Below are 25,643 nucleotides of genomic sequence, written 5' to 3' on the forward strand. Positions count from 1 at the left end.
TGACGGGGCCGCCCTTTTTTTGCCCGTCATTGCGAGCGTAGCGAAGCAAACCAGAGTTCCCCGCCAGGACGCCCTGGATTGCTTCGCTACGCTCGCAATGACGGTGATTACTCCACCGGCGGTTCGTCGACCTTGGCGGCCTCCGCATTCAGGCCATGCTTCAACAGCATGGGGATGTTGGCGATCGCAAACAGGATGGTCAGCGGCATCGCGCCCCACAGCTTGAACCCGACCCAGAAATCCCAGCTCGAATTGCGCCACACCGCCTCGTTCAGCACCGCCATGAAGGCGAAGAAGCAGGCCCAGTTGCGAGTCAGCTTGCGCCAGCCCAGCGCGGTCAGTCCCGGATAGACATTGCCCAGCACCATCTGGATCAGCGGTCGCCCGGTCGCCAGCCCGAAGAAAAGCAGCGCGGAGAACATCGCATAGACGATGGTCGGCTTCATCTTGATGAAGCGCTCGTCGTGGAAATAGAGGGTCAGGCCGCCGAATACGACGACCAGCACGCCCGACAGCCACAGCATCGGCGAGATGCGGCCGAGCTTCACCTTGCTGACGATCATCGCCACCACGGTCGCCGCCATGAAGACGCCCGTGGCGACCAGCACGCGGGTCAGCGCGCCGATCGGCGCGAGGAAATTGACCGCGAAAAAGAGGACCAGCGGGCCATATTCGATCCCGGCCTTCAGCCCGGCACCGGCTTCCTTGCGGGGGGCGTTCACTTACGACCTCCTTCGATCCCGGCGATGATCCGGCTGACCTCGTTGGCGTCGAAGGGACGCAGGTCGGTCATGCCTTCGCCGACACCGATCGCGTGGATGGGCAGGCCGTATTTTTCCGCCGCCGCGACCAGCACGCCGCCGCGCGCGGTGCCGTCCAGCTTGGTCATGACCAGGCCGGTGACGCCCGCTACGTCCTTGAATACCTCGATCTGGTTGAGCGCGTTCTGGCCGGTGGTGGCATCGAGGACCAGCAGGATGTCGTGCGGCGCCTCGGGATTCAGGCGGCCCAGCACACGGCGGATCTTGGACAGTTCGTCCATCAACTCGCGCTTGTTCTGGAGGCGTCCGGCGGTGTCGACGATCAGCACGTCGATGCCGGTCGCGGTCGCCTGTTTCACCGCCTCATAGACGATGCCCGCCGCGTCGCCGCCTTCCTTGCCCGACACGATCGGCACGCCGACCCGCTCGGCCCAGGTGGCGAGCTGGCCGATCGCGGCGGCGCGGAAGGTGTCGCCCGCCGCCAGCATGACGCCGTAATCCTGCTCCATGAACAGATGCGCCAGTTTGGCGATGGTCGTCGTCTTGCCCGACCCGTTGACGCCGATGACCAGGATCACCTGCGGGCGGGGAAAGGCATCGATCTCCAGCGGCGTCGCGACCTTGGCGAGTGCCTTCTCCACCTCCTCGGCGACGACCAGGCGGATGCCAAGGTCCTCCATGTTCCGCTCGAAGCTGCCATCGGCCAGCCGGTTACGGATATGGCCCGCCGTTTCGGGGCCAAGGTCGGAGGCGATCAGCGCTTCCTCGATCTCGTCGAGCGTGTTCTCGTCGAGCCGCGCGGTGCCCAGGCCCGCCAGATTGCCGACCAGCCGATCCGAGGTGCGACGGAAACCGCCGAGCAGCTTTTCGTGCCAGGAGGAGGAAGAACTCATGCCAATTGTCCGATCAGATGGGTTTCGGTCGCCGCCGTGACCCGAACGCGGGCGATGCGGCCCGGTTCGGTGGCGGGGGTAAAATGAATGTCGGCGAAGTCGGGTGCATGGCCGCGCGTGCCCGGCCGCTCGACCAGCACGTCGCGGGTCTGGCCGACCTGCGCCGCCAGCCAATCACGACGGCGGCGCGCGGCGGCTTCGCGCAAGGCCGCGGCCCTTTCGCGGCGAATGGGATGCGGCACTTGGGGCATTCGCGCAGCCGGAGTGCCGTCGCGCGCCGAATAGGGAAAGATATGCGCGTGGACGATCCGGGCGTCGTCGATCAGCGCCAGCGTGTCCGCCGCCATCGCCTCGTCCTCGGTCGGGAATCCCGCGATGAGGTCCGCGCCGATCGCGATCTCCGGCCGGGCGGTCAGCAGCCGCTCGACGATGGCGACCGACTGGGCGCGGCTATGGCGGCGCTTCATGCGCTTCAGGATCAGATCGTTGCCCGCCTGGAGCGAGAGATGGAGATGCGGCATCACCCGCGCCTCGCCCGTCACCAGCTCGAACAGGCGGTCGTCGATCTCGATCGAGTCGAGCGAGGACAGGCGCAGCCGGGGCAGGGCGGGGACATGGGTCAGGATGCGCTCGACCAGCAGGCCCAGGCTGGGCTGGCCGGGCAGGTCGTGCCCATAGCTGGTCAGGTCGACGCCGGTCAGCACCACCTCGCGGTGGCCCAGTTCCACCGCGCGTGCGATCCGGTCGATCACGAGGCTTGCCGGCACCGAACGGCTGGGCCCGCGCCCGGTCGGGATGATGCAGAAGGTGCACGAATGGTCGCAGCCATTCTGCACCTCGACGAACGCGCGCGCATGGCCCGCAAAGGCCGACACCAGATGCGGCGCCGTCTCGACCACGCGCGACATATCGGTAACCAGCATCGGCTCGGCGGAGGTCCAGCTTTCGGGGCGCAGCTTGTCGGCATTGCCCAGCACGCGCGCGACTTCGGGCATGGCGGCGAAACTGGCCGGGTCGATCTGGGCCGCGCAGCCGGTCACGACGATCTGCGCATCCGGCCGAGCCTTGGCCGCGCGGCGGATCGCGGCGCGGGTCTGCTTGACGGCTTCGTTGGTCACGGCGCAGCTGTTGACGACGACCAGCTCCTCCCGCCCCGCGGCAAGCGCGCGGATCGTTTCGCTTTCGGCGATGTTCAGGCGACAGCCCAAACTGATAATCTCGGGTCCAGGGAGGGACGACATGACCGCCGATCTAGGGATGGATGAACGACGTGTCCACGCGGACGCGCAGGCCGTGCTCGACTTCTGGTTCGGGCTGGCCCCCGAAAAGCATTTCGCGAAGAACGATGCGCTCGACCGGGAGATCGCCGAGCGCTTTGGCGCGCTTCGCGATCAGGTGCTGGCGACCGAGGCGATCGGCTGGCGTGACGATCCCGACACGCTGCTGGCCGCGATCCTGCTGCTCGACCAGTTCTCGCGCAACCTGCACCGGGGATCGGCGCAGGCCTATGCCGCCGACCCGCTGGCGCTGGACCTTTGTCTGACCGCGATCGATGCGGGGTGGGAGGACCATTATCCGCCCGAGCGGCTGGCCTTTGTCTATATGCCGCTGATGCATGCCGAGTCGCGTGCGATGCAGGATCTGAGCGTCGCCAAATTCACCGAGCTGGGGCGGGAGCAGAATCTTTCCTTCGCGCGCGACCATCGCGAGGTGATCCGGCTTTACGGTCGTTACCCCAGCCGAAATGCTGCCCTGGGTCGTGCATCGACCCCGGCGGAGCGCGACTATCTCAGCCAGCCAGACGCGGGCTGGTGAGGGGCGAGGCGGAAATTCCCGCCAACAGGCGCTTTTCCGCCAGCAGCTGACGCACCTGGGCCAGATCGAGCGGCGGGCCGTAGAGCGAGCCCTGGCCGTGCGAGCAGCCGATGTCGCGCAGCCGCATTTCGATGTCCAGGTCGCGCACGCCCTTGGCGGCGATCGGCAGGTGCAGGCTGTCGCCCAGATTGACGATGGCGGTCACGATCGCGCAGCAATCGGGGTCGGCGGCCATGTTGCGAATGAAATCGGGATCGATCCGCACCCGGTCGAAGGGCAGCGCGCGCAGATGCGCAAGGCTGGAATAGCCGCGCCCGAACGCGTCGAGCGCCAGGGCGATGCCCTGGTTCTTCAGGCTTATGACGATCGACTGCGCCAGCGCCAGATTGGCGAACAGCGCATTCTCGGTGATCTCGATCTCCAGCCGGTGCGCGGGGAAGCCGCACTCGGTCAGCGTCTTGATGACCTTCTGGGCCAGCCAAGCATCCTGGAATTGCGATGCGGCCAGCGGGATCGACAGGGTGATCGACGGGTCCCAGTCGCGCGCGGCCGCGAGCGCCTGTCGCATCAGGGACAGCGACACCTCGCCCGACAGGCCGCAAGCCTCGGCCACGGGCATGAAGCGCTCGGCGGTCATCGCGCCCAGGCTGGGATGATCCCAATGCCCCGACACCTCGAACCCGGTCAGGCGCGCCGTGCCCAGATCGACCTGCGCCTCGAACCGGGGCTGGATATCGCCATTGGCCAGCGCGGCGCGCAGGTCGGTGATGATGGCGTTGCGCTCGGCCATCGCCTCTTCCATCGCGGGGGCGAACCACAGCGGCTTTCCGTCATTGCGCGCCTTGGCGGCGATCAGCGCCAGGTCGGCCTGGCGGACAAGACGGTCGATCGTCGCAGTCCCGTCATCGATGCGGGTCAGCGCGATGGCGGCGCGGGGCGTCAGCTCCTGCTCGACCAGCCGCACCGGCTGACCAAGCCGTACCGCCAGCCGTTCGGCGAGCCGCTCCACCCGGTCGCGGCCGCGCGGGTCGAAGGGGATGAGGCAGCCGAAGCAATCGCCCTCGAACCGGGCGACGATCGCCTCCGACGGGGCTTCGTCGCGAATGGTCTTGGCGATATGGCGCAGCAGCAGGTCGCCCGCCTCATGGCCCAGCGATCCGGCAATGGCGCGGAAACGGTCGATATCGACGAGCATCAGCGCGATGCCGCGATGGCGGCGCTGGACGCTTTCGATCATGCCCTGGCCCGCATCATGGAAATAGCGGCGGTTGGTCAGCCCGGTCAGGGGATCGATCTGCTCGGCATCGGGCGAGCGGGCGGGCGATGCGGGCATTCGCCAGTGCACGACGATCGCGGCGATCGCGGTCGCCGACAGGATGATCTTGGCGGGAAGGTCCAGCCCCAGCTGGATCAGGACGATGGCGACCGCCAGCAACAGGACGCCGCCCGCCACCGCAGCGCCCGAGAAGCGGGCCGAAGCAGGCGTGTTGGCAACGATGGGGCGCGACCCGTGCATGGCATAGCGGTCGCATGTGAGGTGTGTACAATAGGTTAACGCGGCTGTCCGATCGGGTCCGATTGCGCATGGCTTGCGCCGATCCGTATCTTGCCCTAAGAGCGGCCCCAAGTTCCGTTTCGGAATGTGAAAGTGAAGCGCCCAAGGGTGCACGCTGGCCGGCGAGGTTTCGCCCGCCGGCGCTTTTGCGTTTGGCGGTGCGACACGGGTTTTTGGGCCGAAATTTTCGGCTCGGGTTTGACGAGGTGAGGCGATGTTCGACAGCTTGAGCGATCGGCTTGGCGGCGTATTCGACCGCCTTCGCGGCCGTGGCGCGCTGACCGAGGCGGATGTCCGCACCGCGATGCGCGAAGTGCGCGTGGCGCTCTTGGAAGCCGACGTCGCACTGCCTGTCGCACGCGATTTCGTCGACAAGGTCACTGAACAGGCGATCGGCCAGAACGTCCTGCGCTCGATCACCCCGGGCCAGCAGGTCGTCAAGATCGTCCATGACGCGCTGGTGGCGATGCTGGGCGCGGATGCCAGCGAGCTGCTGCTCGACGTCACGCCGCCCGCCGTCGTGATGATGGTCGGCCTTCAGGGTTCGGGTAAGACCACCACCACCGCCAAGATCGCCAAGCGGCTGTCGGGCGGGGCGATGGGCCGCGATCGCAAGAAGGTGCTGATGGCGTCGCTCGACGTCAATCGCCCTGCCGCGCAGGAGCAGCTGGCGACGCTGGGCACCCAGGTCGAGGTGTCGACCCTGCCGATCATTGCCGGGCAGCAGCCGGTCGAGATCGCACGCCGGGCGATGCAGGCCGCCAAGCTCCAGGGCTATGACGTCCTGATGCTCGACACCGCCGGTCGCCTGCACGTCGACCAGGCGCTGATGGATGAGATGAAGGCGGTGGCGGAGATCGCCCAGCCTCAGGAAATCCTGCTTGTCGTCGACTCGCTGACCGGCCAGGACGCGGTGAACGTCGCGACCAGCTTCTCCGAGCAGGTGCCGCTGACCGGCGTGGTGCTGACCCGCATGGACGGCGATGCGCGCGGCGGTGCGGCGCTGTCGATGCGGGCCGTCACCGGCAAGCCCATCAAGTTCGCCGGTGTCGGCGAGAAGATGGACGCGCTGGAGGCCTTCCACCCGGAACGCGTCGCGGGTCGTATCCTCGGCATGGGCGACGTCGTGTCGCTGGTCGAGCGCGCCGCCGAGACGATCCAGCAGGAAGATGCCGAGCGCATGGCCATGAAAATGGCCAAGGGGCAGTTCGATCTGAACGACCTGCGCGGCCAGCTGGCGCAGATGCGCCGCATGGGCGGGCTGGGCGCGCTGGCGGGCATGATGCCGGGCATGAAGAAGGCGCAGAATGCGCTGAACGATGCCGGTGGCGACAAGATCCTGCTCCGCATGGACGCAATCATCACCTCGATGACGGTCAAGGAGCGGGCCAAGCCCGAGCTGGTCAACGCCAAGCGCAAGATCCGCATCGCCAAGGGGTCCGGCACCACGGTGCAGGACGTGAACAAGCTCCTGAAGATGCATCAGGAGATGGCCACGGCGATGAAGAAGATCAAGAAGATGGGCGGCATCAAGGGCATGATGTCGATGCTTGGCAAGGGCGGCCTTGGCGGCCTGGGCAACGCGCTGGGCGGCCCGCAGATGGGCGAGATGCTCAACAAGGCGGGTGGCGGCGGCGGCCTGCCGGGCATCGGCGGCATGGGTGCGGGCGGCGGCAAGCTGCCCGAGGGCATGCCGAAACTGCCCCCCGGCTTCGAAAATCTTCTGAAGAAGAAATAACCCCCGCGCCGGACGGAATTGCCGGTAATCTGAACTTTTTACTCCAAGGACTGAAATATGGCTCTCAGCATTCGTCTGTCGCGTGGTGGCTCGAAGAAGCGCCCTTACTACCGCATCGTGGTGGCCGACGCCCGTGCGCCGCGCGACGGCAAGTTCATCGAGAAGATCGGCAACTACAACCCGCTCCTCGCCAAGGACAATGACCAGCGCGTGCAGCTCGACGCCGAGCGCGCGAAGCACTGGCTGGCCAATGGTGCGCAGCCGACCGACCGCGTCGCCCGCTTCCTGGACGCCGCCGGCGTTCGTGAGCGCGCCGCTCGCAACAACCCGAACAAGGCGAAGCCCGGCGAAAAGGCCACCGAGCGCGCCGAAGAGCGTGCCGAGAAGCTGAAGGCCGCTCAGGAAGCCGCCAACGCTCCGGCCGAAGAAACCGCCGAGGCGTAATCGCTTCGGCCTTGTGCGGGCGGCGATCGATCGAGATCCCGCCCGCCCATGGCATCGGAATGCGGGGTCATGCGTTTCCCCAAGCCCTTGGCCTAGGAGATAGCGCATGACCCCGCCGACCGAACCCGATCCCCGGACCGCACCCGACGACCATGACGACGCGACCAACCAAGGCGTCTCCGCGCCAGACCCCGCCGAAGGCGGCAACGACGCCCCCGACGGGGACGGCGACTCGCCCAACGGGTGAGCCGCGCGTCACGCTGGCGGTGATCGTCGGCGCGCACGGCATTACGGGCGAGGTTCGGCTCAAGGTTTTTGCCGACGACCTGTCGGACTATCGCGCGTTCAATGACGGCGCGCTGACGCTGAAGTCGGCGCGTGACGGTTCCAACGGCGTCATTGCGCGCTTCGCCGAGGTCACCGACCGCAACGCCGCCGAGGCGCTTCGCGGCACGGAGCTGACGGTGCCGCGCTCCGCCCTGCCTCCGCTGGAGGAGGGCGAATATTATCATGCCGACATTATCGGCCTGTCCGCGATCGCCAGCGATGGCGAGGAACTCGGCCACGTCGCGCTGATCGAGAATTTCGGTGCGGGCGACGTGCTGGAAATCGAGCGCTCCGACGGCCGCCGGTTCATGGTGCCGATGAACGCGCAGGCCGTGCCCGAATGGGATGAGAACCGCCTGATCGTGGATCGCGCCTTCATCGCCTGATCGGCGATTGCTCGTTCAGCAGGTTGCGGATCGTCGTGGCCGCGACCCCGGCCTCGCCCATGGCGTGGCTGATCTGATCCAGCCCCTTGACGACATCGCCTGCCGCGAACAGGCCGGGCACCGACGTCCGCTGGTGATCGTCGACCTCCAGGCATCCACTCGGGTCCGCCTTGGCACCCGCCGATACCGCCAGTTCCGACCGGATGCGCGAACCCATTGCGGGGTACACGCTATCGAATCGCATCCGCCCATTCGCCGTGTCGAGCGCGATCTGGTCCCCCTCGATCGCCCAGCCGCCGCAGGGACCGTCAATATGTGCGACGCCTGCTTCGTCGAGAGCCTTGGCGCATTGGGGATCGAGGTCGTGTGCGGCATCGGGCGCGATCAGCGTCACGTCCTGGGTGAAACCGCGTAGGAACAAGGCCTCGCGCATGCCATGGTCGCTGGTGCCGATGACGCCGACACGCTTGTCGGTGACCTCATAGCCGTCACAGACCGGGCAATAGCGGATCAGGCCCCGCTCCAGCGCCGGATCGTGCACCTCGGGCAGGAGCTTGCGGGGGCGGTGATTGACCACGCCCGTGGCGAGCAGGACGGTTCGGGTGGCATATTCGCGCTCGTCGGTGACGACCCGGAGATGACCATCCTCGGGCAGGATCGCCGTGACCCGGTGCGGCGTACAATGCGCGCCATAACGACGGGCCTGGTCGTGCATGCGTGACAGCAGGGCCTTGCCGCTGATCCCCTCCGGGAACCCGGCATGATTATGCGTGCAGGGGATCATCGCTGCCCGGCTTGACCCGCTGTCGAACATGTGGATGCGCAGGTGATAGCGTGCCAGATAGATCGCGGCGGTCAGCCCCGCAGGCCCCGCGCCGATGATGATGCAATCGTCCATGGCGGGGGCAAAGCCTCAGGCGGCGCAACGTTCCTTGGCACTCTGCGTCGGATCATGTATATACGTGACGTATATACGGAGGTGACATGGGCAAGGACTATCAGGCAAAGGTCTTCCGCTCGGGCAATTCGCTCGCGCTGCGCCTGCCCGCTGCGCTGGGCCTGGCCGAGGGCACCGAGATGACGTTGCGTGAGGAACAGGGCCGCTATGTGTTCGAGCCCGTTCAGGTGTCGCCCAAGACGATCGACCTGACCGGGATTGCGGGATCGCTGCCATGGCTAAAGCCGTTTACGCCTGAAGAGCGCGAGTTTGATGATCCCGAGCGGCCATGGCACCTGCTGAAGGGCAAGGATGCGTAAGGCAGTGCGTTATCTGATCGATACAAACTGCTGCATCTTCCTGTTTGCGGGCGAGTATCCGGCGTTGCTGGAACGCATAGCGGCGACGCCGGTAGGCGCGATCGGCTTGTCGAGCATCGTTTTCGCCGAACTGGCACTTGGCGTACGGCATGGCAAGCCGCCATTGGAGAGGCAGTTGCAGCAACTGACGACGCAAATGCCGATCCTGCCGTTCGACGAGGCCGCCGCACGCTGCTATGCGCAGCTTCCCTTTCGCCGCGGTCGGTTCGATCGGCTGCTCGCAGCCCATGCTCTCAGTCTGGGCAGCACGGTCATCACCGACAACGAAGCCGACTTCGCCGACATCCCCGGCCTGACGATCGAGAACTGGACGCTGTGACCTTCCGCGCGACAATATTGACGCTCTACCCTGAGATGTTTCCCGGACCTCTGGGCCATTCGCTGGCGGGGCGGGCGCTGCGCGAGGATCGCTGGGCGCTGGAGGCGGTGCAGATCCGCGATTTCGCCACCGACAAGCATCGCTCGGTCGACGACACGCCTGCGGGGGGCGGCGCGGGCATGGTGCTGCGCGCCGATGTGCTGGCGGCGGCGGTCGACTCGGTCGCCGACGACCGGCCCGTGCTGGCGATGACGCCGCGTGGGCGCCCCTTGACCCAGCCGCGCGTGCGCGAAATCGCGGCGGGGCCGGGTGTCACCGTGCTGTGCGGCCGGTTCGAGGGATTCGACGAGCGCCTGTTCGAGGCGCGCGGGATCGAACAGGTTTCGATCGGCGACTACATCCTGTCGGGGGGCGAGATGGGCGCGCTGGTGCTGCTCGACGCTTGCGTTCGGCTGCTTCCCGGCGTAATGGGCGCGGCTTCCAGTGGAGTCGAGGAAAGCTTCGAAAGCGGCCTCCTTGAATATCCGCAATATACCCGACCTGCTGAGTGGGAAGGGCGCACGATCCCTGAAGTGCTGCGATCGGGGGATCATGCGAAAATCGCAAAATGGCGTCATGCCATGGCTTGCGAGGATACACGGTCAAGGCGGCCGGACCTTTGGGAACGTCATGAGGGCGTTCGGGTCGGTCGCCCTCTGGCGCGCGGCGACGATTGAGGAATAGTGTCATGAACGTGATCCAGCAGATCGAAGCTGAGCAGATCGCCAAGTTCAACGAGACGAAGAAGATCCCGGAATTCCGCCCCGGCGACACGCTGAAGGTCGGTGTGAAGGTCGTCGAAGGCGAGCGCACCCGCGTCCAGTTCTATGAGGGCGTCTGCATCGCCCGCTCGAACAAGGGCATGGGCTCGTCGTTCACCGTCCGCAAGATCTCCTTCGGTGAGGGCGTGGAGCGCGTCTTCCCGCTTTATTCGCCGAACATCGACTCGATCGATGTCGTCCGCAAGGGCGCTGTGCGTCGTGCCAAGCTGTACTATCTGCGTGGCCGCACCGGCAAGTCGGCGCGTATCGCCGAGCGTCGCGACACGCGTCCGGCCAAGGGCACCGCAGCCGCCGAGTAATCGGCGCTGCGAACCGCCTATCGGTTCGACAGGGAAGGGGCGGTGGCACCACGCGGTGCCGCCGCCCTTTTTTTCTGCTCCAATCCTCCGTCCAGCCGGGCCAGAAATACCGCCCTCCGTTCAGCCTGAGCGAAGTCGAAGGCCAAGGGGTTTTGTATTTAGACCGTGATGACGTTGCCTTGAACCAAGGCGAGCCCCTCCCCTTCAGGGGAGGGGTTGGGGTGGGGCCTCGCTACGGGCCGCACGCTTGCGGAGGCGCCCCACCCCCGGCCCCTCCCCTGAAGGGGAGGGGTGGGTTCATCTCATGTCATCTTGCTCTAACGAGCCATAGGTCCGCCGTGTCGCGGATGCTTATGCGTGGCCTTCGACTTCGCTCAGGCTGAACGAGCGTTAGAGAGGGGGCGTCTACCCGCCGAAGTTATAGAGCCACATGCGCGGCTCCTTCGTTGGCTGCGGCTTGCCGTCCAGCCGCTTGGCGGAGATCAGCGTGACGGGCTTCAGGATCATCTGTCCCTTCATCGCGTCCTGTCCGCCACCCGAGGGCTTGGCGAGGATCTTCTTCACCGTCTCCATGCCCGCGACGACATGGCCGAATGCGGCATAGCCGTCATAGCCGGGCCGCGCGTCCATGCCGGGCGTCGGGCCTACGGTGATGAAGAAATTGCCGCCCGCCGACGACGGCGTGCTCCCCCGCGCCATCGAGATGGTGGCATCGAGATGCTTGATCCCGGTCTTGGCCGTCGTCTCCAGCGGGAAGGGGGGCAGGATGCGGCGGGCATCGGTGCGGATGCCGCCCTGCACGAAGCCCTTCTTGGGGTCGCGCTTGTCCCGTGCCGCGCGGTAGAAGCTGGTGCCGTCGAACCGGCCATCGTCGACATAGGCGAGGAAGTTCCTGCTCGTCGCGGGCGCATGCCGCGTGTCGAGCGCGACGACGATCGGTCCCTCCGAGGTGTTGAGCTGCACCCGGACAGTGCCGGGGCGGGGCACATTCTGGTTGGCGGGGGCGGCTGCGATCAGCAGGGCGAGCAGCGGGAGCAGGCGTTTCATCCGGCGGCAATTATCGTCCTCGGGCCCGATTGTGGAGCCCAAAGCCACCGGATGCGCCGAGTGGCGGCACCGATCAGGCGGTCAGATCGTGCGTGAAGAACTGATTGTGCGGGCTCGCCCGGTAATCGGCAAAGGCATCGCAGGATTGGAAACCCGCGCTGCGATAGAGCGCGACGGCAGGCTGGTATGCCGAAGTGGTCCCCGTTTCCAGGCTGATCCGATCATAATCGCGACGCCGGGCCTCCGCGATGACATGGTTGAGCAGCGTACGGCCGATACCCCGGCCCAGAAAGCCGGGCGCGACCCGCATGGATTTCACTTCGCCATGCCGGGCGTCCAGTTGCTTCAACGCGGCGAAACCAGCCAGCGCGGGGCCGTCCCAGATCGTCCAAAAGGAAATGCGGGGATTGGCCAACGCGGAGGCGTCGAGCGCGAAGGAAAAGTCTTCCGCCTCGGCGCGCATATCGCGCAGGTGATAGGCAAGCAGATCGGCGACGTGCGGCGCGGTCGGATCGTCTCGGCGAATATCCATGTCAGTCCCTTAGACCGTGATGACGTTGCGTTAAACCAAGGAAAGCCCCTCCCCTGCAGGGGAGGGGTGAGTTAATCTCATGTCATCACACTCTAGGTCCCGGCGTGCGAGATGGCTGGTGAAGGGCCAGTCTATCGCTGTCGGGATGAGGGAAACAGGCGATGACCCACAAAAAAGCCGCCGACCGGGTGGTCGACGGCTTTTCCGTTTCGTCGCGTCCGACCTTACTGGTCGAGGAAGCTGCGCATCTTGCGGCTGCGGCTGGGGTGCTTCAGCTTGCGGAGCGCCTTGGCCTCGATCTGGCGGATACGTTCGCGGGTGACCGAGAATTGCTGGCCGACCTCTTCCAGCGTGTGGTCGGTGTTCATGCCGATGCCGAAGCGCATGCGCAGCACGCGCTCTTCGCGCGGGGTCAGGCTGGCCAGGACGCGGGTGACCGTTTCCTTCAGGTTCGCCTGGATCGCCGCGTCCACCGGGATGACCGCGTTCTTGTCCTCGATAAAGTCGCCCAGATGCGAATCCTCCTCGTCGCCGATCGGCGTTTCGAGGGAGATCGGCTCCTTGGCGATCTTCATCACCTTGCGCACCTTCTCCAGCGGCATGGAGAGGCGCTCGGCCATCTCTTCCGGGGTCGGCTCGCGGCCCTGCTCGTGCAGGAACTGGCGGCTGGTGCGCACCAGCTTGTTGATCGTCTCGATCATGTGGACCGGGATGCGGATGGTCCGCGCCTGATCGGCGATCGAGCGGGTGATCGCCTGCCGAATCCACCAGGTGGCGTAGGTGCTGAACTTGTAGCCGCGGCGATATTCGAACTTATCGACCGCCTTCATCAGGCCGATATTGCCCTCCTGGATCAGGTCCAGAAATTGCAGGCCGCGATTGGTGTATTTCTTGGCGATGGAGATGACGAGGCGCAGGTTCGCCTCGACCATTTCCTTCTTGGCGATACGCGCCTCGCGCTCGCCCTTCTGCACCATGTTCACGATGCGGCGGAATTCGGTCAGCGCCATGCCGGTCTGCTGCGAGATGTCGGCGATCTCGCTGCGGATGCGGTCGACGGTCGCGGCTTCGTTGGTGGCGAAATTGCCCCACTTCTTGTCGACGCCGCGCACGGTATCGAGCCAGTTCTCGTCCAGCTCGTGGCCCAGATAACGGTCGAGGAAGTCCTTGCGGTTGACCTTGTGCCGCTCGGCCAAACGCAGCATCTGGCCGCCCAGCGCGGTCAGGCGACGGTTATAGGCATAGAGCTGGTCGACCAGGAATTCGATCTTGGCGTTGTGGAACTGGACGCTCTCGACCTCGGCGGTCAGATCTTCGCGCAGCTTGTGGTATTTGCGCTCCTCGGCCGCCGACAGCTCGCCGCCCAGCGCCATGGATTCCAGGCGCTGCTGCTGGATCTTCGAGAATTTCTTGTAGATCGCGGTGATGTTGGCGAACTTCTCCAGCGCCTGCGGCTTGAGCGTTTCCTCCATCTGGGCGAGGGACAAGGTGTTGTCCTCTTCCTCGTCCTCGGCGCGGGGCCCGCGACGCTCGCCGCCCTCGCCGTCCTCGTCATCGAGCGAGGGCTCTTCCGGCTCTTCTTCTTCCTTGAACTGGGGACCGGCGTTCTTGGCGCTGATCTCGCCATTGTCGTCCTCGTCCTCCTCGCCCAGATTTTCCGGGCCGGCGTCCTTGGACAGCATGGCGTCGAGATCGAGGATCTCGCGCAGCTGCATCGTGCCTTCGTTCAGCGCGGTCGACCAGTCGATGATCGCGTTGAAGGTGATCGGGCTTTCGCACAGCCCCAGGATCATCGTGTCGCGACCCGCCTCGATCCGCTTGGCGATGGCGATCTCGCCCTCGCGGCTCAGCAGTTCGACCGCACCCATCTCGCGCAGGTACATGCGAACCGGATCGTCGGTGCGATCGACGGTTTCCTTCTTCTTGGCCTCGGGCTGCGGGCCGCCATCGCCGTCCGCGTCGGTCGCATCGGCGGCGTCGTCGGCTTCCTCTTCGGACTCGCCGTCCTCGCCCTGCTCCTCATTCTCGACGATATTGACGCCCATTTCATTGAGGGCGGCCATGATATCCTCGAGCTGGTCGGAGGACATCTGGTCCTGCGGCAGCGCTTCGTTCAGCTGGTCATAGGTGATGTAGCCGCGCTTCTTGGCGCGCGCGATCAACTTCTTGATCGATGCCTCGTTCAGGTCGATCAGCGGCGCATCGCCCGTTTCCGTGGTATCGGTCGTATCCGCCGCCATATTCGCCTTCGCCATCAAATGCCCTCGGGGTTCCGTGCCCGGCCTCTGTCACACCGCTCGCCATTCATGCAAGCGGGTGAGGGGGCCATGCGTAATTTTCCAGTGTGGGCGTGGGACGCCCAATATGCCCCGGATATGGGGCCGGAAGGCTGCCGTATCAAGCGGCCTCCCCTGCTTGCTTTTCCGCCAGGTCGCGGGCCTCTTCCAGCCAGCGATAGAGTTCGTCGCGCGATTGCGCGTGCGCCGCATGGCACCGCGTCTGCTCGGCGAAGCGATCCTCGGTCATCTCGGTCTGGAAAGCCTGCACCGCACGTTCGCGGTTCGCGCGGGTCTCGCTTTCCTCCAGCATGACCTCGATGATCTTTTCCAGATCGCGAACCGCAATGGCAGGATCGCTGGCCTTGCTGAAGAAGCTGAACGCCAGATCGCGGGTATAGTCGCGCGCGTCGATCGGGTGGACGTCGGTGGTCGCCATGATCTGTTCGATCAGGCTTTCCGCCTCGGCCGCGTCTTTCCGCGACAGATGCGGGTCGTTCACCGCCGCGTCGAGCAGATGGTGCCGCCAGTCGTTAAGATAGCGGTCGCCCATGTCCAACCGGCTGATCTCGTCCATGTAGCGGCACAGGACATGCGGATAGCGCATCAGGCCGAGCAGAACCGCGCGCTTCAGGCTGTATTCGACGCCGCGCCCGACATGGCGATTGGCCTCGGCCACCGCCTGATGCACCGCCGCCGCATTGACCCGCCGGATGCCGAAGATGTCGAAATAGCGCGACATCATCGCGCGCTTATATTCGTAGGCCAGATCCTTGTGCGGGATCTGCTGCGCCAGTTCCTCCAGCCGCTGCTTCAGCGCGGCGCGGCCCTCGGGCGTGTCTGTCTGGGCCTGGGCGATCTCCGACTGCCAGAGCAGGTCGCTGAGCGGCGTGGCGCGGGTGAGCACGTCCTCGAACCCCGCCGCGCCCTTTTCCTGGACGAGATCGTCGGGATCCTGCCCCTGCGGAAGAGTGACGAAGGACAGGCTTTTGCCCGGCTGGAGCAAAGGCAGCGCACGGTGCGCGGCGCGGATCGCGGCCTTCTGGCCGGCCGCATCGCCGTCGAAGCAGAGCGTCGGCACGTCGACCATCCGCCACAGCCGTTCCAGCTGGTGCTCGGTCAGCGCGGTGCCGAGCGGCGCGACCGCTTCCTCGATCCCGGCCTGGGCGAGGGCGATCACGTCCATATAGCCCTCGACCACCAGCACGCGGCCGGACTTGCGCACCGCAGGCGCGGCGCGGTCGAGATTGTAGAGCGTTCGCCCCTTGTCGAAGAGCGGGGTGTCGGGCGAGTTGAGATATTTCGGCTCGCCGTCGCCGATGATCCGGCCGCCGAACGCGATCACCCGGCCGCGCGCATCGCGGATCGGGATCATCAATCGGCCGCGGAACCGATCATAGGGGGCCTTGCCGTCGACCTTGATGAGCAGCCCGCACTCGATCAGCGTCGGGTCGCCATAGTCCTTAAGCGCCGCCTTCAGCTTGCCCCGGCTGTCGGGCGCGAAGCCCAGGCCGAAGGCGCGGGCCGTATCGGGCGTGACGCGGCGGCGGGTCAGCAACTCGCGCGCATCGCCGCCCGACAGGCCGCCCAGCTGCTCGGCGAACCACGCGGCGGCATCGGCCATCGCGTCATGCAGGCCCTTGGCGCGCTCGGCCTTCTGCGCGGCGCGTCGATCCTGCGCGGGCATGTCGAGCCCGGCTACCTGCGCCAGTTCCTTCACTGCATCGATAAAGGGCAGCCCACGCTGGTCGGTCATCCAGCGAATGGCATCGCCATGCGCCGAGCAGCCGAAGCAGTGGTAAAAGCCCTTGTCGTCGTTGACGTAGAAGCTGGGCGTCTTTTCGTTATGGAAAGGGCAGCAGCCCTTATATTCCCGGCCCGCCTTTTGCAGCTTCACCGTCTTGCCGACCAAGGCCGACAGACTGGTGCGAGCGCGAAGCTCGTCAAGGAATTGCGGGGTCAGGCTCATGGCGTCCGCGCGATTATAATGTGTAGCGGGGGATGGGGTTTTTGGCAAGGGTTGGGGTGCGTGAGGAGGGTTTGGGATAACCCTCCCCTCGGTCCCCTCCCGCCTGCGGGAGGGGATGCGTTTGGGGTGGAGGGCGGACCTCTCCGCCGAGCCCTACAGGCTCCCCTCCCGCCCGCGGGAGGGGCTGGGGGAGGGCCTCTCCACGAGCGTGCGCTCGATGGTCGCGACGACGCCCTCCAGATTACCGAGAACGTCGTTGTTCCAGAAGCGGATAACTCGCCAGCCTTGGGCTTCGAGGTAGCGGGTCCGGGCTTCGTCGTAAGCGGCGCGTTCGTCGTGCTGGCCGCCATCGACCTCGACAATTAGCTTTTTCGATCGTGCCGCAAAATCCGCGATGTAGGGGCCGATCGGCACTTGCCGGTTGAAGCGGGCGCCAGCGACTTGGCGTCTCGATAATGCCCGCCAGAGCCGCCGTTCCGCATCGGTCGGATTGAGGCGCAGTTCGCGCGCCTGCCTCGTGGGTCGGTTTTCGCGGAAGGGCCGGGGGCCCTCCCCTCGGTCCCCTCCCGCCTGCGGGAGGGGATGCGTTTGTGGCGGAGGGCGGTTCTCTCCGTTGAGCGCTACAGGCTCCCCTCCCGCAGGCGGGAGGGGTTGGGGGAGGGGACTCCGTTCGCGATCGAAACCCCGCACCAGCCCCGCTCCCCAACCTTACGCCAGCGACGCCTTCACCAACCCGCTCGCCTTGCTCATGTCCAGCACCGCCGCATGTCGCGCCTTCAGCTCGGCCATCACCCGGCCCATATCCTTCATCCCGGACGCGCCGATCTCCGCCTTGATTGCCTCGATCGCGGACTTGGTCTCATCCTCGGTCAGCGTCTGGGGCAGGAAGCGTTCGATCACCGCGACTTCGGCCTTTTCGGCGTCGGCGAGTTCCTGGCGGCCGCCCTGTTCGTACATGGCGATCGATTCGCGGCGCTGCTTGACCATCTTCTGCAGCACTTCGATCACGACCATGTCGTCATCGGCGGACGCGTCGCCGGTGCGGAGTTCGATGTCGCGGTTCTTGATGGCGGCCTGGATCAGGCTGATCGCCGCGCGGCTTTCCTTGTCGCCCGCTTTCATGGCGGCCACCTGCGCGGCCTTGATGTCGTCGCGAATCATGTTTTTTCCGTCTTGTCTGAAAGGCGGGGACGATAGCGCAGGGAAGCGATTCCGTGAACTGGTTGACGCGAACGCCCGATGGGCCTAGCGGACGCCACTTAGCGACATTGCAGACATTTTAGCAGGAGTGCCCGCCGATCATGGCCGACGCCAAGCCATTCGCCATGCCCGAAAAGCCTGAAGGCGCCACGGGCGTTCTCGTTCTGGCAAGCGGAGACGTGTTATGGGGGCGCGGTTTCGGCGTCGAGGGTGATGCCGTCGGCGAGGTGTGCTTCCACACCGCGATGACCGGCTATCAGGAGATCATGACCGACCCGTCCTTCGCGGGCCAGATCATCACCTTCACCTTCCCGCATATCGGCAATGTCGGCGCGAACCCCGACGATATCGAGGCGGACGCGCCGCACGCGCTGGGCATGATCGTCCGCGAGGACCCGACCGCCCCGTCCAACTTCCGCGCGATGGAAAATCTCGCCGGGTGGATGGCGCGGCACAACCGCATCGGCCTGGCGGGCATCGACACCCGCGCGCTGACCCGCCGTATCCGTGCCGCCGGCGCACCCAACGGCGTGATCGCGCATTCGGCCGCTGGTGAGTTCGACATCGCCGCACTGCTCGAAAAGGCACGCGCCTGGCCCGGCCTGGAGGGCATGGACCTCGCCAAGGACGTGTCGACCGAGCTGCATTATGGCTGGGGCGAGACGCGCGAAGGCGGGTTGTGGCGGCTGGGATTCGGCTATGCCGAGGCCGAAGGCGAGGATCGCCCGCACGTCGTCGCGATCGATTATGGCAGCAAGCACAACATCTTCCGCAACCTCGTTGAGGCAGGCGCGAAGGTGTCGGTGGTCCCCGCCACCGCCTCATTCGAGGATGTGATGGCGCTGAACCCGGACGGCATCTTCCTGTCCAACGGCCCCGGCGATCCGGCGGCGACGGGCGAATATGCGGTGCCGGTGATCCGCCAGCTGCTCGACACCGGCAAGCCGCTGTTCGGCATTTGCCTCGGCCACCAGCTTCTCGGTCTGGCGGTCGGCGCCAAGACCACCAAGATGCACCAGGGGCATCGTGGCGCGAACCACCCGGTCAAGCGCTTGGCCGACGGGCTGGTCGAGATCACCAGCATGAACCACGGCTTCGCGGTCGAGCGCGAGACGCTGCCCGCGAACGCGCGCGAGACGCATGTGTCGCTGTTCGACGGGTCGAATGCGGGTCTGGAACTGACCGACCGCCCGGCCTTCTCGGTCCAGTACCATCCCGAAGCCTCGCCGGGGCCGCAGGACAGCTTCTATCTGTTCGAGCGGTTCGTGGGGTCGCTTCGGAAATGAGGTTCGTGGCTTCCGCCGTTGCCCTGATCGCGTCTGCCATGCTGGTCGGATGCGCAGGGCAATCGGGAGGAATGCCGCTTCTTACTCCAAAGGTATTTGCCCGTGCCGCTGCGAAATGTGGGGTCGTCACGACCCATGTCTCCCGCAGGCGGAAGGGCCGGATCCCTTACGCGTCCTATAAAATCCTCGGCCCTGCCGGGGAGGTGCGCTCGGATGACGGAAAAAGCCGAGCCTGCCTGACGGACGCACTTCGCGGCTATCGATACGATTATCTGGGTGAGCAGTTTCCCGACACCTAGCACTGTGACGACAGCCCCTATCCTGCATTCCTTTTAAATGGTCATCGCCCAATGCCAAAACGCACCGACATCTCCTCCATCCTCGTCATCGGCGCTGGTCCGATCGTCATCGGTCAGGCGTGCGAGTTCGACTATTCGGGCACGCAGGCGATCAAGGCCCTGAAGGAAGAGGGCTATCGCATCGTCCTGGTCAATTCGAACCCGGCGACGATCATGACCGATCCCGAGCTGGCCGACGCGACCTATGTCGAGCCGATCACGCCCGCCGTCGTCGCCAAGATCATCGAGAAGGAGCGCCCCGACGCCGTCCTGCCGACCATGGGCGGGCAGACCGCGCTGAACACCGCGCTGGCGCTGTTCCATGACGGCACGCTGGAGAAGTTCGGCGTCCAGATGATCGGCGCCGATGCCGAGGCGATCGACAAGGCTGAGGACCGTCAGAAGTTCAAGGTCGCGATGGAGAAAATCGGGTTGGAATCGGCCCGCTCGGCCATCGCGCATTCCGAGAAGGAAGCGCTGGAGGGCCTGGAGAAGGTCGGCCTGCCCGCGATCATCCGCCCCAGCTTCACCCTGGGCGGCACCGGCGGCGGCGTCGCCTATAACCGCGAGGAGTTCATCGCGATCGTCCGCGCCGGGCTCGACGCCTCGCCGACGACCGAGGTGCTGATCGAGGAGTCGCTCCTCGGTTGGAAGGAATATGAGATGGAGGTCGTGCGCGATCGCAACGACAATTCCATCATCATCTGCTCGATCGAGAATATCGACCCGATGGGCGTCCACACCGGCGACTCAATCACCGTCGCGCCCGCGCTGACCCTGACCGACAAGGAATATCAGATCATGCGCAACGCCAGCCTGGCGGTGCTGCGTGAGATTGGCGTGGAGACGGGCGGCTCGAACGTGCAGTTCGCAGTCAACCCGAAGGACGGCCGCCTGATCGTCATCGAGATGAACCCGCGCGTGTCGCGTTCCTCGGCGCTGGCGTCGAAGGCGACCGGCTTCCCGATCGCCAAGGTCGCGGCGAAGCTGGCGGTCGGCTATACGCTGGACGAGATCGAAAACGACATCACCGGCGCGACCCCGGCCTCGTTCGAACCGACGATCGACTATGTCGTGACCAAGATCCCGCGCTTCGCCTTCGAGAAGTTCAAGGGGTCCGAGCCTTATCTGTCGACCGCGATGAAGTCGGTTGGCGAGGTCATGGCAATCGGCCGCAACATCCACGAGTCCATGCAAAAGGCACTGCGCGGCCTGGAAACCGGCCTGAGCGGCTTCAACGATGTCGAGCATCTGGTCGGCGCGCCGCGTGCCGAGATCGAGGCGGCGCTGGCCAAGGCGACCCCGGATCGGCTGCTCGTCGCGGCCCAAGCCCTCCGGGAGGGCTTCACCGTCGCCGAGGTCCATGCGATCGCCAAATACGATCCCTGGTTCCTGGAGCGGATCGCCGAGATCGTCGCGGCCGAAGCTGAAGTCATGGAAAACGGCCTGCCGCAGGACGCTTCGGGCATGCGCCGTCTGAAGGCGATGGGCTTCTCCGACAAGCGGCTGGCCTATCTGGCGCTGCAATCCGCGAACCTGCGCGGCATGGATCGCGGCATCGCGCGCGGCTCCGGCCTGATCCACGAGGTCGTCAAGATGATGACCGGCGGCGTCACGGAAGCCGAGGTGCGCGAGCATCGCCAGAAGCTGGGCGTGCGCCCGGTCTTCAAACGGATCGACACCTGCGCGGCCGAGTTCGACGCCAAGACGCCCTATATGTACTCGACCTACGAAGCCCCGACCTTCGGCGAGCCCGAGGACGAGGCGGTCCCCAGCGACCGCAAGAAGATCGTCATTCTGGGCGGCGGTCCGAACCGGATCGGGCAGGGCATCGAGTTCGACTATTGCTGCTGCCACGCCTGCTTCGCGCTGGCGGATGCGGGCTATGAGACGATCATGGTCAACTGCAACCCGGAAACGGTCAGCACCGACTATGACACCTCGGATCGGCTGTATTTCGAGCCGCTGACTGCCGAGGACGTCCTAGCCATTCTCGACGTCGAGAAGTCGCGAGGAGAGCTGGTCGGCGTGATCGTGCAGTTCGGCGGCCAGACTCCGCTGAACCTCGCCCGCGCGCTGGAATCGGCGGGCATCCCGATCCTGGGCACCAGCCCCGACGCGATCGACCTGGCCGAGGACCGCGAGCAGTTCGCGGCGCTGGTCGACAAGCTGAAGCTGCACCAGCCCAAAAACGGCATCGCGCGCAGCCGCGAGGAAGCGTTGATCGTCGCCGAGCGCGTCGGCTATCCGGTGCTGATGCGCCCCAGCTTCGTGCTGGGCGGCCGCGCCATGGAGATCGTCGACGGCCCGCAGCAGCTCGAGGATTATATCCAGACCGCAGTGCAGGTGTCGGGCGACGCGCCGGTCCTGATCGACCAGTATCTGCGCGACGCGATCGAGGTGGACGTGGACGCGATCTGCGACGGCGACCAGGTCGTCGTGGCGGGCGTGCTCCAGCATATCGAGGAAGCGGGCGTCCATTCGGGCGACTCGGCCTGCTCGCTGCCGCCCTATAGCCTGTCGGCCGAGATCATCGCCGAGATCGAGCGTCAGGCCGAGGCGCTGGCGCGTGGCCTGAACGTGCGCGGCCTGATGAACATCCAGTTCGCGGTGAAGGACGGCACGGTCTACCTCATCGAGGTCAATCCGCGCGCCAGCCGCACCGTGCCCTTCGTCGCCAAGGCGATCGGCACCCCTATCGCCAAGATCGCCGCGCGCGTCATGGCGGGCGAGAAGCTGGCCGACCTGCCGCAGATCGACCGTCACATCGACTATTATGCGGTCAAGGAAGCGGTCTTCCCGTTTGCACGCTTCCCCGGTGTCGATCCGGTGCTGTCGCCGGAGATGAAGTCCACGGGTGAGGTCATGGGCATCGACCCCGATTTCACCACCGCCTTCGCCAAGTCGCAACTGGGCGCGGGCACCGTCCTGCCGACCGAGGGCGCGGTCTTCATCAGCGTGAAGGACGGCGACAAGGAACAGATCGTTCCGGCCGCCCGGATGCTGTCGGAGGCGGGCTTCGCCATCGTCGCGACGGGCGGCACCGCCGATTATCTCGACCGCGCAGGCGTGACGGTCGAGAAGATCAACAAGGTGGCGCAAGGGCGTCCGCATATCGTCGACCGGATCAAGGACGGCGGCATCACCCTGATCTTCAACACGACCGAGGGGTGGCAGAGCCTGAAGGACTCCAAGCCGATCCGCGAAGCCGCGCTGGGTCAGAAGATTCCCTACTTCACCACCGCGCCCGCCAGCGTCGAGGCGGCGAAGGCGATTGCGGCGTCGGCGAGCCGTGGTCTTGAAGTACGTCCCCTGCAATCCTACTATTCGCGTTCGCACAACTGATCCCGACATGAGAACATGATGTGCTGGCGGGCCGCTCTCCCTTTGGGGAGGGCGGTTCGTACCGGGAATGCGTAAGAATTGGGGACTAGGAATATGGCGACCGTCGAAAAGATGCCGATGCTCCAGGAGGGCTATGACAAGCTCACCCAGGACCTGCGGCGTCTGAAAGAAGAGCGGCCGCTGATCGTCGACGCGATCGAGGAAGCGCGCGCCCATGGCGACCTGTCCGAAAACGCCGAATATCATGCGGCCAAGGAACGTCAGGGCCAGGTCGAGGCGACGATCGCTGACATCGAGGACAAGCTGAGCCGTGCGCAGATCATCGACCCGAAGGACCTGTCGGGTGACAAGATCGTGTTCGGCGCGACCGTCACGCTGCTCGACGAGGACGACAAGCCGGTCAAGTATCAGATCGTCGGCCAGACCGAGGCGGACGCCAAGACCGGCCGCATCAGCTACAACTCGCCGCTCGGCCGCGCGCTGATCGGGCGCAAGCTGGACGAAGAGGTCGAGGTGACGGTGCCGTCGGGCGACCGCTATTACGTCGTCAGCAAGATCGAGTTCATCTGATCCGATGAATTGGGCAGCGGCACGGGCCACGACGGCCATCGCGGTCGTCACGGCGGCCGTGTCGCTGGTCCTCATCCTGACCGGCATGGTGCCGGATGCGGCGGTCGCGGGCGGCTTCATCCCCCTGCGTTTCGAGGGCGCGACGCTGCCGCCCGATTTCGGCTTTGCGGTGCCCACGCTGCTGACCCCGCTCAGCGCGACGCTGATCCATGGCGGGTTCGCGCATATCGCGTTCAATCTGGTGATGCTGGTCTATTGCGGGGCGCAGACCGAACGCGCACTGGGGCCGCGTGGCATCGCGGTCCTGTATGTCGTGGGCGCCTATGCCGCAGCGATGGCGCAATATTTTCCCGATCCCGCCTCGCCCATGCCGATGATCGGCGCGAGCGGCGCGATCTCGGCGATCGTCGGGGCTTATGCGCTGCTGTTCGGGCGGCGCCGCGCGACCAAGGGTATTGCCGGACTGTCGGCGGAGTTCACCCATGTCCTGTGGCTGGCGGCGGGATGGATCGGTATCCAGCTGCTGCTCGGCTATGCCGGTATGGGGATGGGCGCGATCGCGGTCGCAGCGCATATCGGCGGGTTTATTGCCGGGCTGGTCTTTGCGAAGCCGCTGTTGCTGTGGCGCTTTCGTAACGCCTGAGGCGAGGGGTGAGGCCTTATCCTACCCCCCGTTCAGCCTGAGCGAAGTCGAAGGCCACGCTTCGACCTCGCCCAGGACCGCGAAATCAGTCCAGCGACGGCTCCAGCAGGCGGTGCAGATGCACCACCACGAACTTCATCTCGGCATCGTCGACGGTGCGCTGTGCCGCCGCGCGCCAGGCCTTTTCGGCGCTGGCATAGTCGGGGAATACGCCGACCACTTCCAGCCCGGCGGGATCGACGAAATCGAGGGTCTGCGGATCGCTGACGCGGCCGCCGAACACGAGGTGCAGCTTGCTCATGGTGTCTCCTGAGGATTTGCGCTTTTCCCTAGCGGCAAGTGCGCCGCGATTGAAGACGCTCTTTCGCGACTGCAACGCTTTGTCATGCTCATGGGGTCATGCTCATTGGCAAGCGCCGACTTTCCATCCTAGGGGGAGGTCATGAACCATATCGCCCATTCGTCTTACGACATCGTTATCGTCGGCACCGGCCATGCGGGTGCGCAGGCCGCGATCGCGCTGCGCCAGGAGGGGTTCGACGGCAGCATCGCGATGATCGGCGAGGAAGCCTGGCCGCCGTATGAACGCCCGCCCTTGTCCAAGGAGTATCTCGCCGGGGACAAGCCGTTCGAGCGTATCCTGATCCGCCCCGAGCGCTTTTGGGAGGAACGTGCGATCGCCCTCCGGCTGGGCGAACGGGTCGTGGCGGTTGATGCCGACGCACGCTGCCTGACCACGGCGGTGGGGGCGGTGATCGACTATGAAACGTTGATCTGGGCGGCGGGTGGCCATGCCCGGCGGCTGAGCTGTGACGGCCACCAACTGGCGGGCGTGCACGGCGTCCGAACGCGCGCCGATGTCGACCGGCTGATCGCCGAACTACCCGCCGTGCACGAGGTGGTGGTAATCGGCGGCGGCTATATCGGACTGGAGGCGGCCGCAGTCCTGACGAAGTTCGGAAAGACCGTCACCATCGTCGAGGCGCAGGACCGGGTTCTGGCGCGTGTCGCCGGGGAAGCGCTGTCGCGCTTCTACGAGGCCGAACACCGTGCGCACGGCGTCATCGTTCGGCTGAACGAGACCGTGGCCTGTATCGAAGGGGAGGGTGCGGTCAGCGGTGTCCGCCTGGCGGACGGCACCCTTCTGCCCTGCCAGATGGCGATCGTCGGCATCGGCATCGTGCCTGCGGTCGAACCCCTGATCGCGGCCGGAGCGGCAGGCGAGAACGGCGTTTCGATCGATGCGCAGGGCCGCACCAGCCTGCCGCATGTCTATGCGATTGGCGATTGCGCAGGCCACGCCAACGACTTTGCCGATGGCGCGGTGATCCGGCTGGAATCGGTGCAGAATGCGCACGATCAGGCGACGGTGGCCGCGCGGACGATCATGGGGCGCGACGTCGCCTATCATGCGGTGCCCTGGTTCTGGTCGAACCAATATGACCTGAAGCTGCAGACGGTCGGCCTGTCGGTGGGCCATGACCAGGCGGTGGTGCGTGGTGATCCGGCGACCCGCAGCTTCTCGGTGGTCTATCTGAGGCAGGGACGCGTGATCGCGCTCGATTGCGTCAACGCGATGCGCGACTTCGTGCAGGGCAAGGCGCTGGTCGCGGACGGTGCCACGGTGCCGGTCGAGGCGCTGGCGGATGCCGGCCGTCCGCTGAAGACGCTTTGGCCGTTGACGGCCGACTGACCCGTTAAAACAACCGCTTGCCCAGCAACCCTGCGCTATGTCAGACCTAATGCAAAGGTTTGCAGGAGG

At 65.7% G+C, this 25,643-nt stretch carries 24 protein-coding genes and 1 pseudogene; 13 read left to right on the plus strand and 12 right to left on the minus strand.

Going from position 1 to position 25,643, the window contains the following annotated elements:
• Positions 1 to 107: 107 nt before the first annotated feature.
• The 3 genes from AC1GI4_RS16645 to mtaB are packed head-to-tail and all read right to left on the minus strand — an operon-like array spanning position 108 to position 2,895.
• On the minus strand, positions 108 to 722 hold the full coding sequence (locus tag AC1GI4_RS16645; RefSeq protein ID WP_294274442.1) for a septation protein A: 615 nt from the start codon (positions 720 to 722) through the stop codon (positions 108 to 110).
• Positions 719 to 1,654: a signal recognition particle-docking protein FtsY gene (gene ftsY, locus AC1GI4_RS16650; protein WP_294274440.1), complete on the minus strand. Its 936-nt coding sequence runs from the start codon at positions 1,652 to 1,654 to the stop codon at positions 719 to 721. The genes AC1GI4_RS16645 and ftsY overlap by 4 nt, the downstream gene beginning before the upstream one ends.
• Positions 1,651 to 2,895 (minus strand): tRNA (N(6)-L-threonylcarbamoyladenosine(37)-C(2))-methylthiotransferase MtaB, encoded by a 1,245-nt coding sequence (gene mtaB, locus AC1GI4_RS16655; protein ID WP_479630235.1) that lies wholly within the window; start codon positions 2,893 to 2,895, stop codon positions 1,651 to 1,653. The genes ftsY and mtaB overlap by 4 nt, the downstream gene beginning before the upstream one ends.
• On the opposite strand from mtaB, the gene AC1GI4_RS16660 reads away from it, so the two are divergent.
• Positions 2,894 to 3,469, plus strand: a complete 576-nt coding sequence (locus AC1GI4_RS16660; protein WP_479630236.1) for a DUF924 family protein — start codon at positions 2,894 to 2,896, stop codon at positions 3,467 to 3,469. The two genes, mtaB and AC1GI4_RS16660, sit on opposite strands and share 2 nt — an antisense overlap.
• Here the strand turns inward: AC1GI4_RS16660 and AC1GI4_RS16665 are convergent.
• A complete protein-coding gene (locus AC1GI4_RS16665; protein ID WP_479630237.1) occupies positions 3,444 to 4,985 on the minus strand; it encodes a putative bifunctional diguanylate cyclase/phosphodiesterase in 1,542 nt (513 codons plus the stop codon). The two genes, AC1GI4_RS16660 and AC1GI4_RS16665, sit on opposite strands and share 26 nt — an antisense overlap.
• Before the next feature lie 253 nt (positions 4,986 to 5,238).
• Between AC1GI4_RS16665 and ffh the strand changes: the two genes are divergently transcribed.
• From ffh to rimM, 3 genes are all read left to right on the plus strand, one after another.
• Entirely contained in the window at positions 5,239 to 6,762 is a 1,524-nt protein-coding gene (ffh, locus tag AC1GI4_RS16670) for a signal recognition particle protein (protein ID WP_479630238.1), read from the plus strand.
• A 57-nt stretch (positions 6,763 to 6,819) separates the two neighbouring features.
• Entirely contained in the window at positions 6,820 to 7,206 is a 387-nt protein-coding gene (gene rpsP, locus AC1GI4_RS16675) for a 30S ribosomal protein S16 (protein ID WP_007404083.1), read from the plus strand.
• A gap of 152 nt (positions 7,207 to 7,358) precedes the next feature.
• Entirely contained in the window at positions 7,359 to 7,919 is a 561-nt protein-coding gene (rimM, locus tag AC1GI4_RS16680; protein ID WP_479630239.1) for a ribosome maturation factor RimM, read from the plus strand.
• Here rimM and AC1GI4_RS16685 read toward each other — a convergent pair.
• A complete protein-coding gene (locus AC1GI4_RS16685; protein WP_479630240.1) occupies positions 7,909 to 8,817 on the minus strand; it encodes an NAD(P)/FAD-dependent oxidoreductase in 909 nt (302 codons plus the stop codon). The two genes, rimM and AC1GI4_RS16685, sit on opposite strands and share 11 nt — an antisense overlap.
• An 86-nt stretch (positions 8,818 to 8,903) precedes the next feature.
• On the opposite strand from AC1GI4_RS16685, the gene AC1GI4_RS16690 reads away from it, so the two are divergent.
• The 4 genes and pseudogenes from AC1GI4_RS16690 (at position 8,904) to rplS (ending at position 10,675) form a co-directional block, all read left to right on the plus strand.
• Positions 8,904 to 9,176, plus strand: a complete 273-nt coding sequence (locus AC1GI4_RS16690; protein WP_479630241.1) for an AbrB/MazE/SpoVT family DNA-binding domain-containing protein — start codon at positions 8,904 to 8,906, stop codon at positions 9,174 to 9,176.
• 4 nt (positions 9,177 to 9,180) lie between these two features.
• Positions 9,181 to 9,555, plus strand: a complete 375-nt coding sequence (locus tag AC1GI4_RS16695; protein WP_294274424.1) for a type II toxin-antitoxin system VapC family toxin — start codon at positions 9,181 to 9,183, stop codon at positions 9,553 to 9,555.
• Positions 9,552 to 10,267 (plus strand): annotated as a pseudogene (trmD, locus tag AC1GI4_RS16700) (tRNA (guanosine(37)-N1)-methyltransferase TrmD); the annotation flags it as partial. The gene AC1GI4_RS16695 and the pseudogene trmD, both read left to right, overlap by 4 nt.
• Before the next feature lie 15 nt (positions 10,268 to 10,282).
• Complete coding sequence (gene rplS, locus AC1GI4_RS16705; protein WP_294274420.1) at positions 10,283 to 10,675, plus strand: 50S ribosomal protein L19; 393 nt, start codon at positions 10,283 to 10,285, stop codon at positions 10,673 to 10,675.
• 405 nt (positions 10,676 to 11,080) lie between these two features.
• Here rplS and AC1GI4_RS16710 read toward each other — a convergent pair whose 3' ends face one another.
• The 6 genes from AC1GI4_RS16710 to AC1GI4_RS16735 form a co-directional block, all read right to left on the minus strand.
• On the minus strand, positions 11,081 to 11,722 hold the full coding sequence (locus tag AC1GI4_RS16710) for a peptidylprolyl isomerase (protein WP_479630242.1): 642 nt from the start codon (positions 11,720 to 11,722) through the stop codon (positions 11,081 to 11,083).
• Positions 11,723 to 11,795: 73 nt separating this feature from the next.
• Positions 11,796 to 12,254: a GNAT family N-acetyltransferase gene (locus tag AC1GI4_RS16715; protein ID WP_479630243.1), complete on the minus strand. Its 459-nt coding sequence runs from the start codon at positions 12,252 to 12,254 to the stop codon at positions 11,796 to 11,798.
• A gap of 224 nt (positions 12,255 to 12,478) precedes the next feature.
• Entirely contained in the window at positions 12,479 to 14,509 is a 2,031-nt protein-coding gene (gene rpoD / locus AC1GI4_RS16720) for an RNA polymerase sigma factor RpoD (RefSeq protein ID WP_479630244.1), read from the minus strand.
• 142 nt (positions 14,510 to 14,651) lie between these two features.
• A complete protein-coding gene (gene dnaG / locus AC1GI4_RS16725; protein ID WP_479630245.1) occupies positions 14,652 to 16,499 on the minus strand; it encodes a DNA primase in 1,848 nt (615 codons plus the stop codon).
• A gap of 153 nt (positions 16,500 to 16,652) precedes the next feature.
• Complete coding sequence (locus AC1GI4_RS16730) at positions 16,653 to 17,189, minus strand: endonuclease domain-containing protein (RefSeq protein WP_479630246.1); 537 nt, start codon at positions 17,187 to 17,189, stop codon at positions 16,653 to 16,655.
• An 18-nt stretch (positions 17,190 to 17,207) separates the two neighbouring features.
• Positions 17,208 to 17,660, minus strand: coding sequence for a GatB/YqeY domain-containing protein (locus AC1GI4_RS16735; protein WP_479630247.1), 453 nt, complete (start codon positions 17,658 to 17,660; stop codon positions 17,208 to 17,210).
• A gap of 140 nt (positions 17,661 to 17,800) precedes the next feature.
• Here AC1GI4_RS16735 and carA point away from each other — a divergent pair, with 140 nt between their 5' ends.
• The 4 genes from carA to AC1GI4_RS16755 all read left to right on the plus strand — a co-directional run bounded on the left by carA (position 17,801) and on the right by AC1GI4_RS16755 (position 23,881).
• On the plus strand, positions 17,801 to 18,985 hold the full coding sequence (carA, locus tag AC1GI4_RS16740; RefSeq protein WP_479630248.1) for a glutamine-hydrolyzing carbamoyl-phosphate synthase small subunit: 1,185 nt from the start codon (positions 17,801 to 17,803) through the stop codon (positions 18,983 to 18,985).
• Between the two features lie 350 nt (positions 18,986 to 19,335).
• Positions 19,336 to 22,668: a carbamoyl-phosphate synthase large subunit gene (gene carB, locus AC1GI4_RS16745; protein ID WP_479630249.1), complete on the plus strand. Its 3,333-nt coding sequence runs from the start codon at positions 19,336 to 19,338 to the stop codon at positions 22,666 to 22,668.
• Positions 22,669 to 22,761: 93 nt separating this feature from the next.
• On the plus strand, positions 22,762 to 23,238 hold the full coding sequence (greA, locus tag AC1GI4_RS16750) for a transcription elongation factor GreA (protein WP_042483476.1): 477 nt from the start codon (positions 22,762 to 22,764) through the stop codon (positions 23,236 to 23,238).
• Positions 23,239 to 23,242: 4 nt separating this feature from the next.
• Positions 23,243 to 23,881, plus strand: a complete 639-nt coding sequence (locus AC1GI4_RS16755; RefSeq protein ID WP_294270183.1) for a rhomboid family intramembrane serine protease — start codon at positions 23,243 to 23,245, stop codon at positions 23,879 to 23,881.
• A gap of 85 nt (positions 23,882 to 23,966) precedes the next feature.
• On the opposite strand, the gene AC1GI4_RS16760 is transcribed toward AC1GI4_RS16755, so the two are convergent.
• Positions 23,967 to 24,182 carry a DUF4170 domain-containing protein gene (locus tag AC1GI4_RS16760; RefSeq protein ID WP_219020294.1) on the minus strand — a complete coding sequence of 72 codons (216 nt, stop codon included), beginning with the start codon at positions 24,180 to 24,182 and terminating at the stop codon, positions 23,967 to 23,969.
• Between the two features lie 141 nt (positions 24,183 to 24,323).
• Here AC1GI4_RS16760 and AC1GI4_RS16765 point away from each other — a divergent pair, with 141 nt between their 5' ends.
• Positions 24,324 to 25,574 (plus strand): NAD(P)/FAD-dependent oxidoreductase, encoded by a 1,251-nt coding sequence (locus tag AC1GI4_RS16765; RefSeq protein WP_479630250.1) that lies wholly within the window; start codon positions 24,324 to 24,326, stop codon positions 25,572 to 25,574.
• Positions 25,575 to 25,643 lie beyond the last annotated feature (69 nt).

This window comes from Sphingomonas sp. 77B, assembly GCF_056497825.1.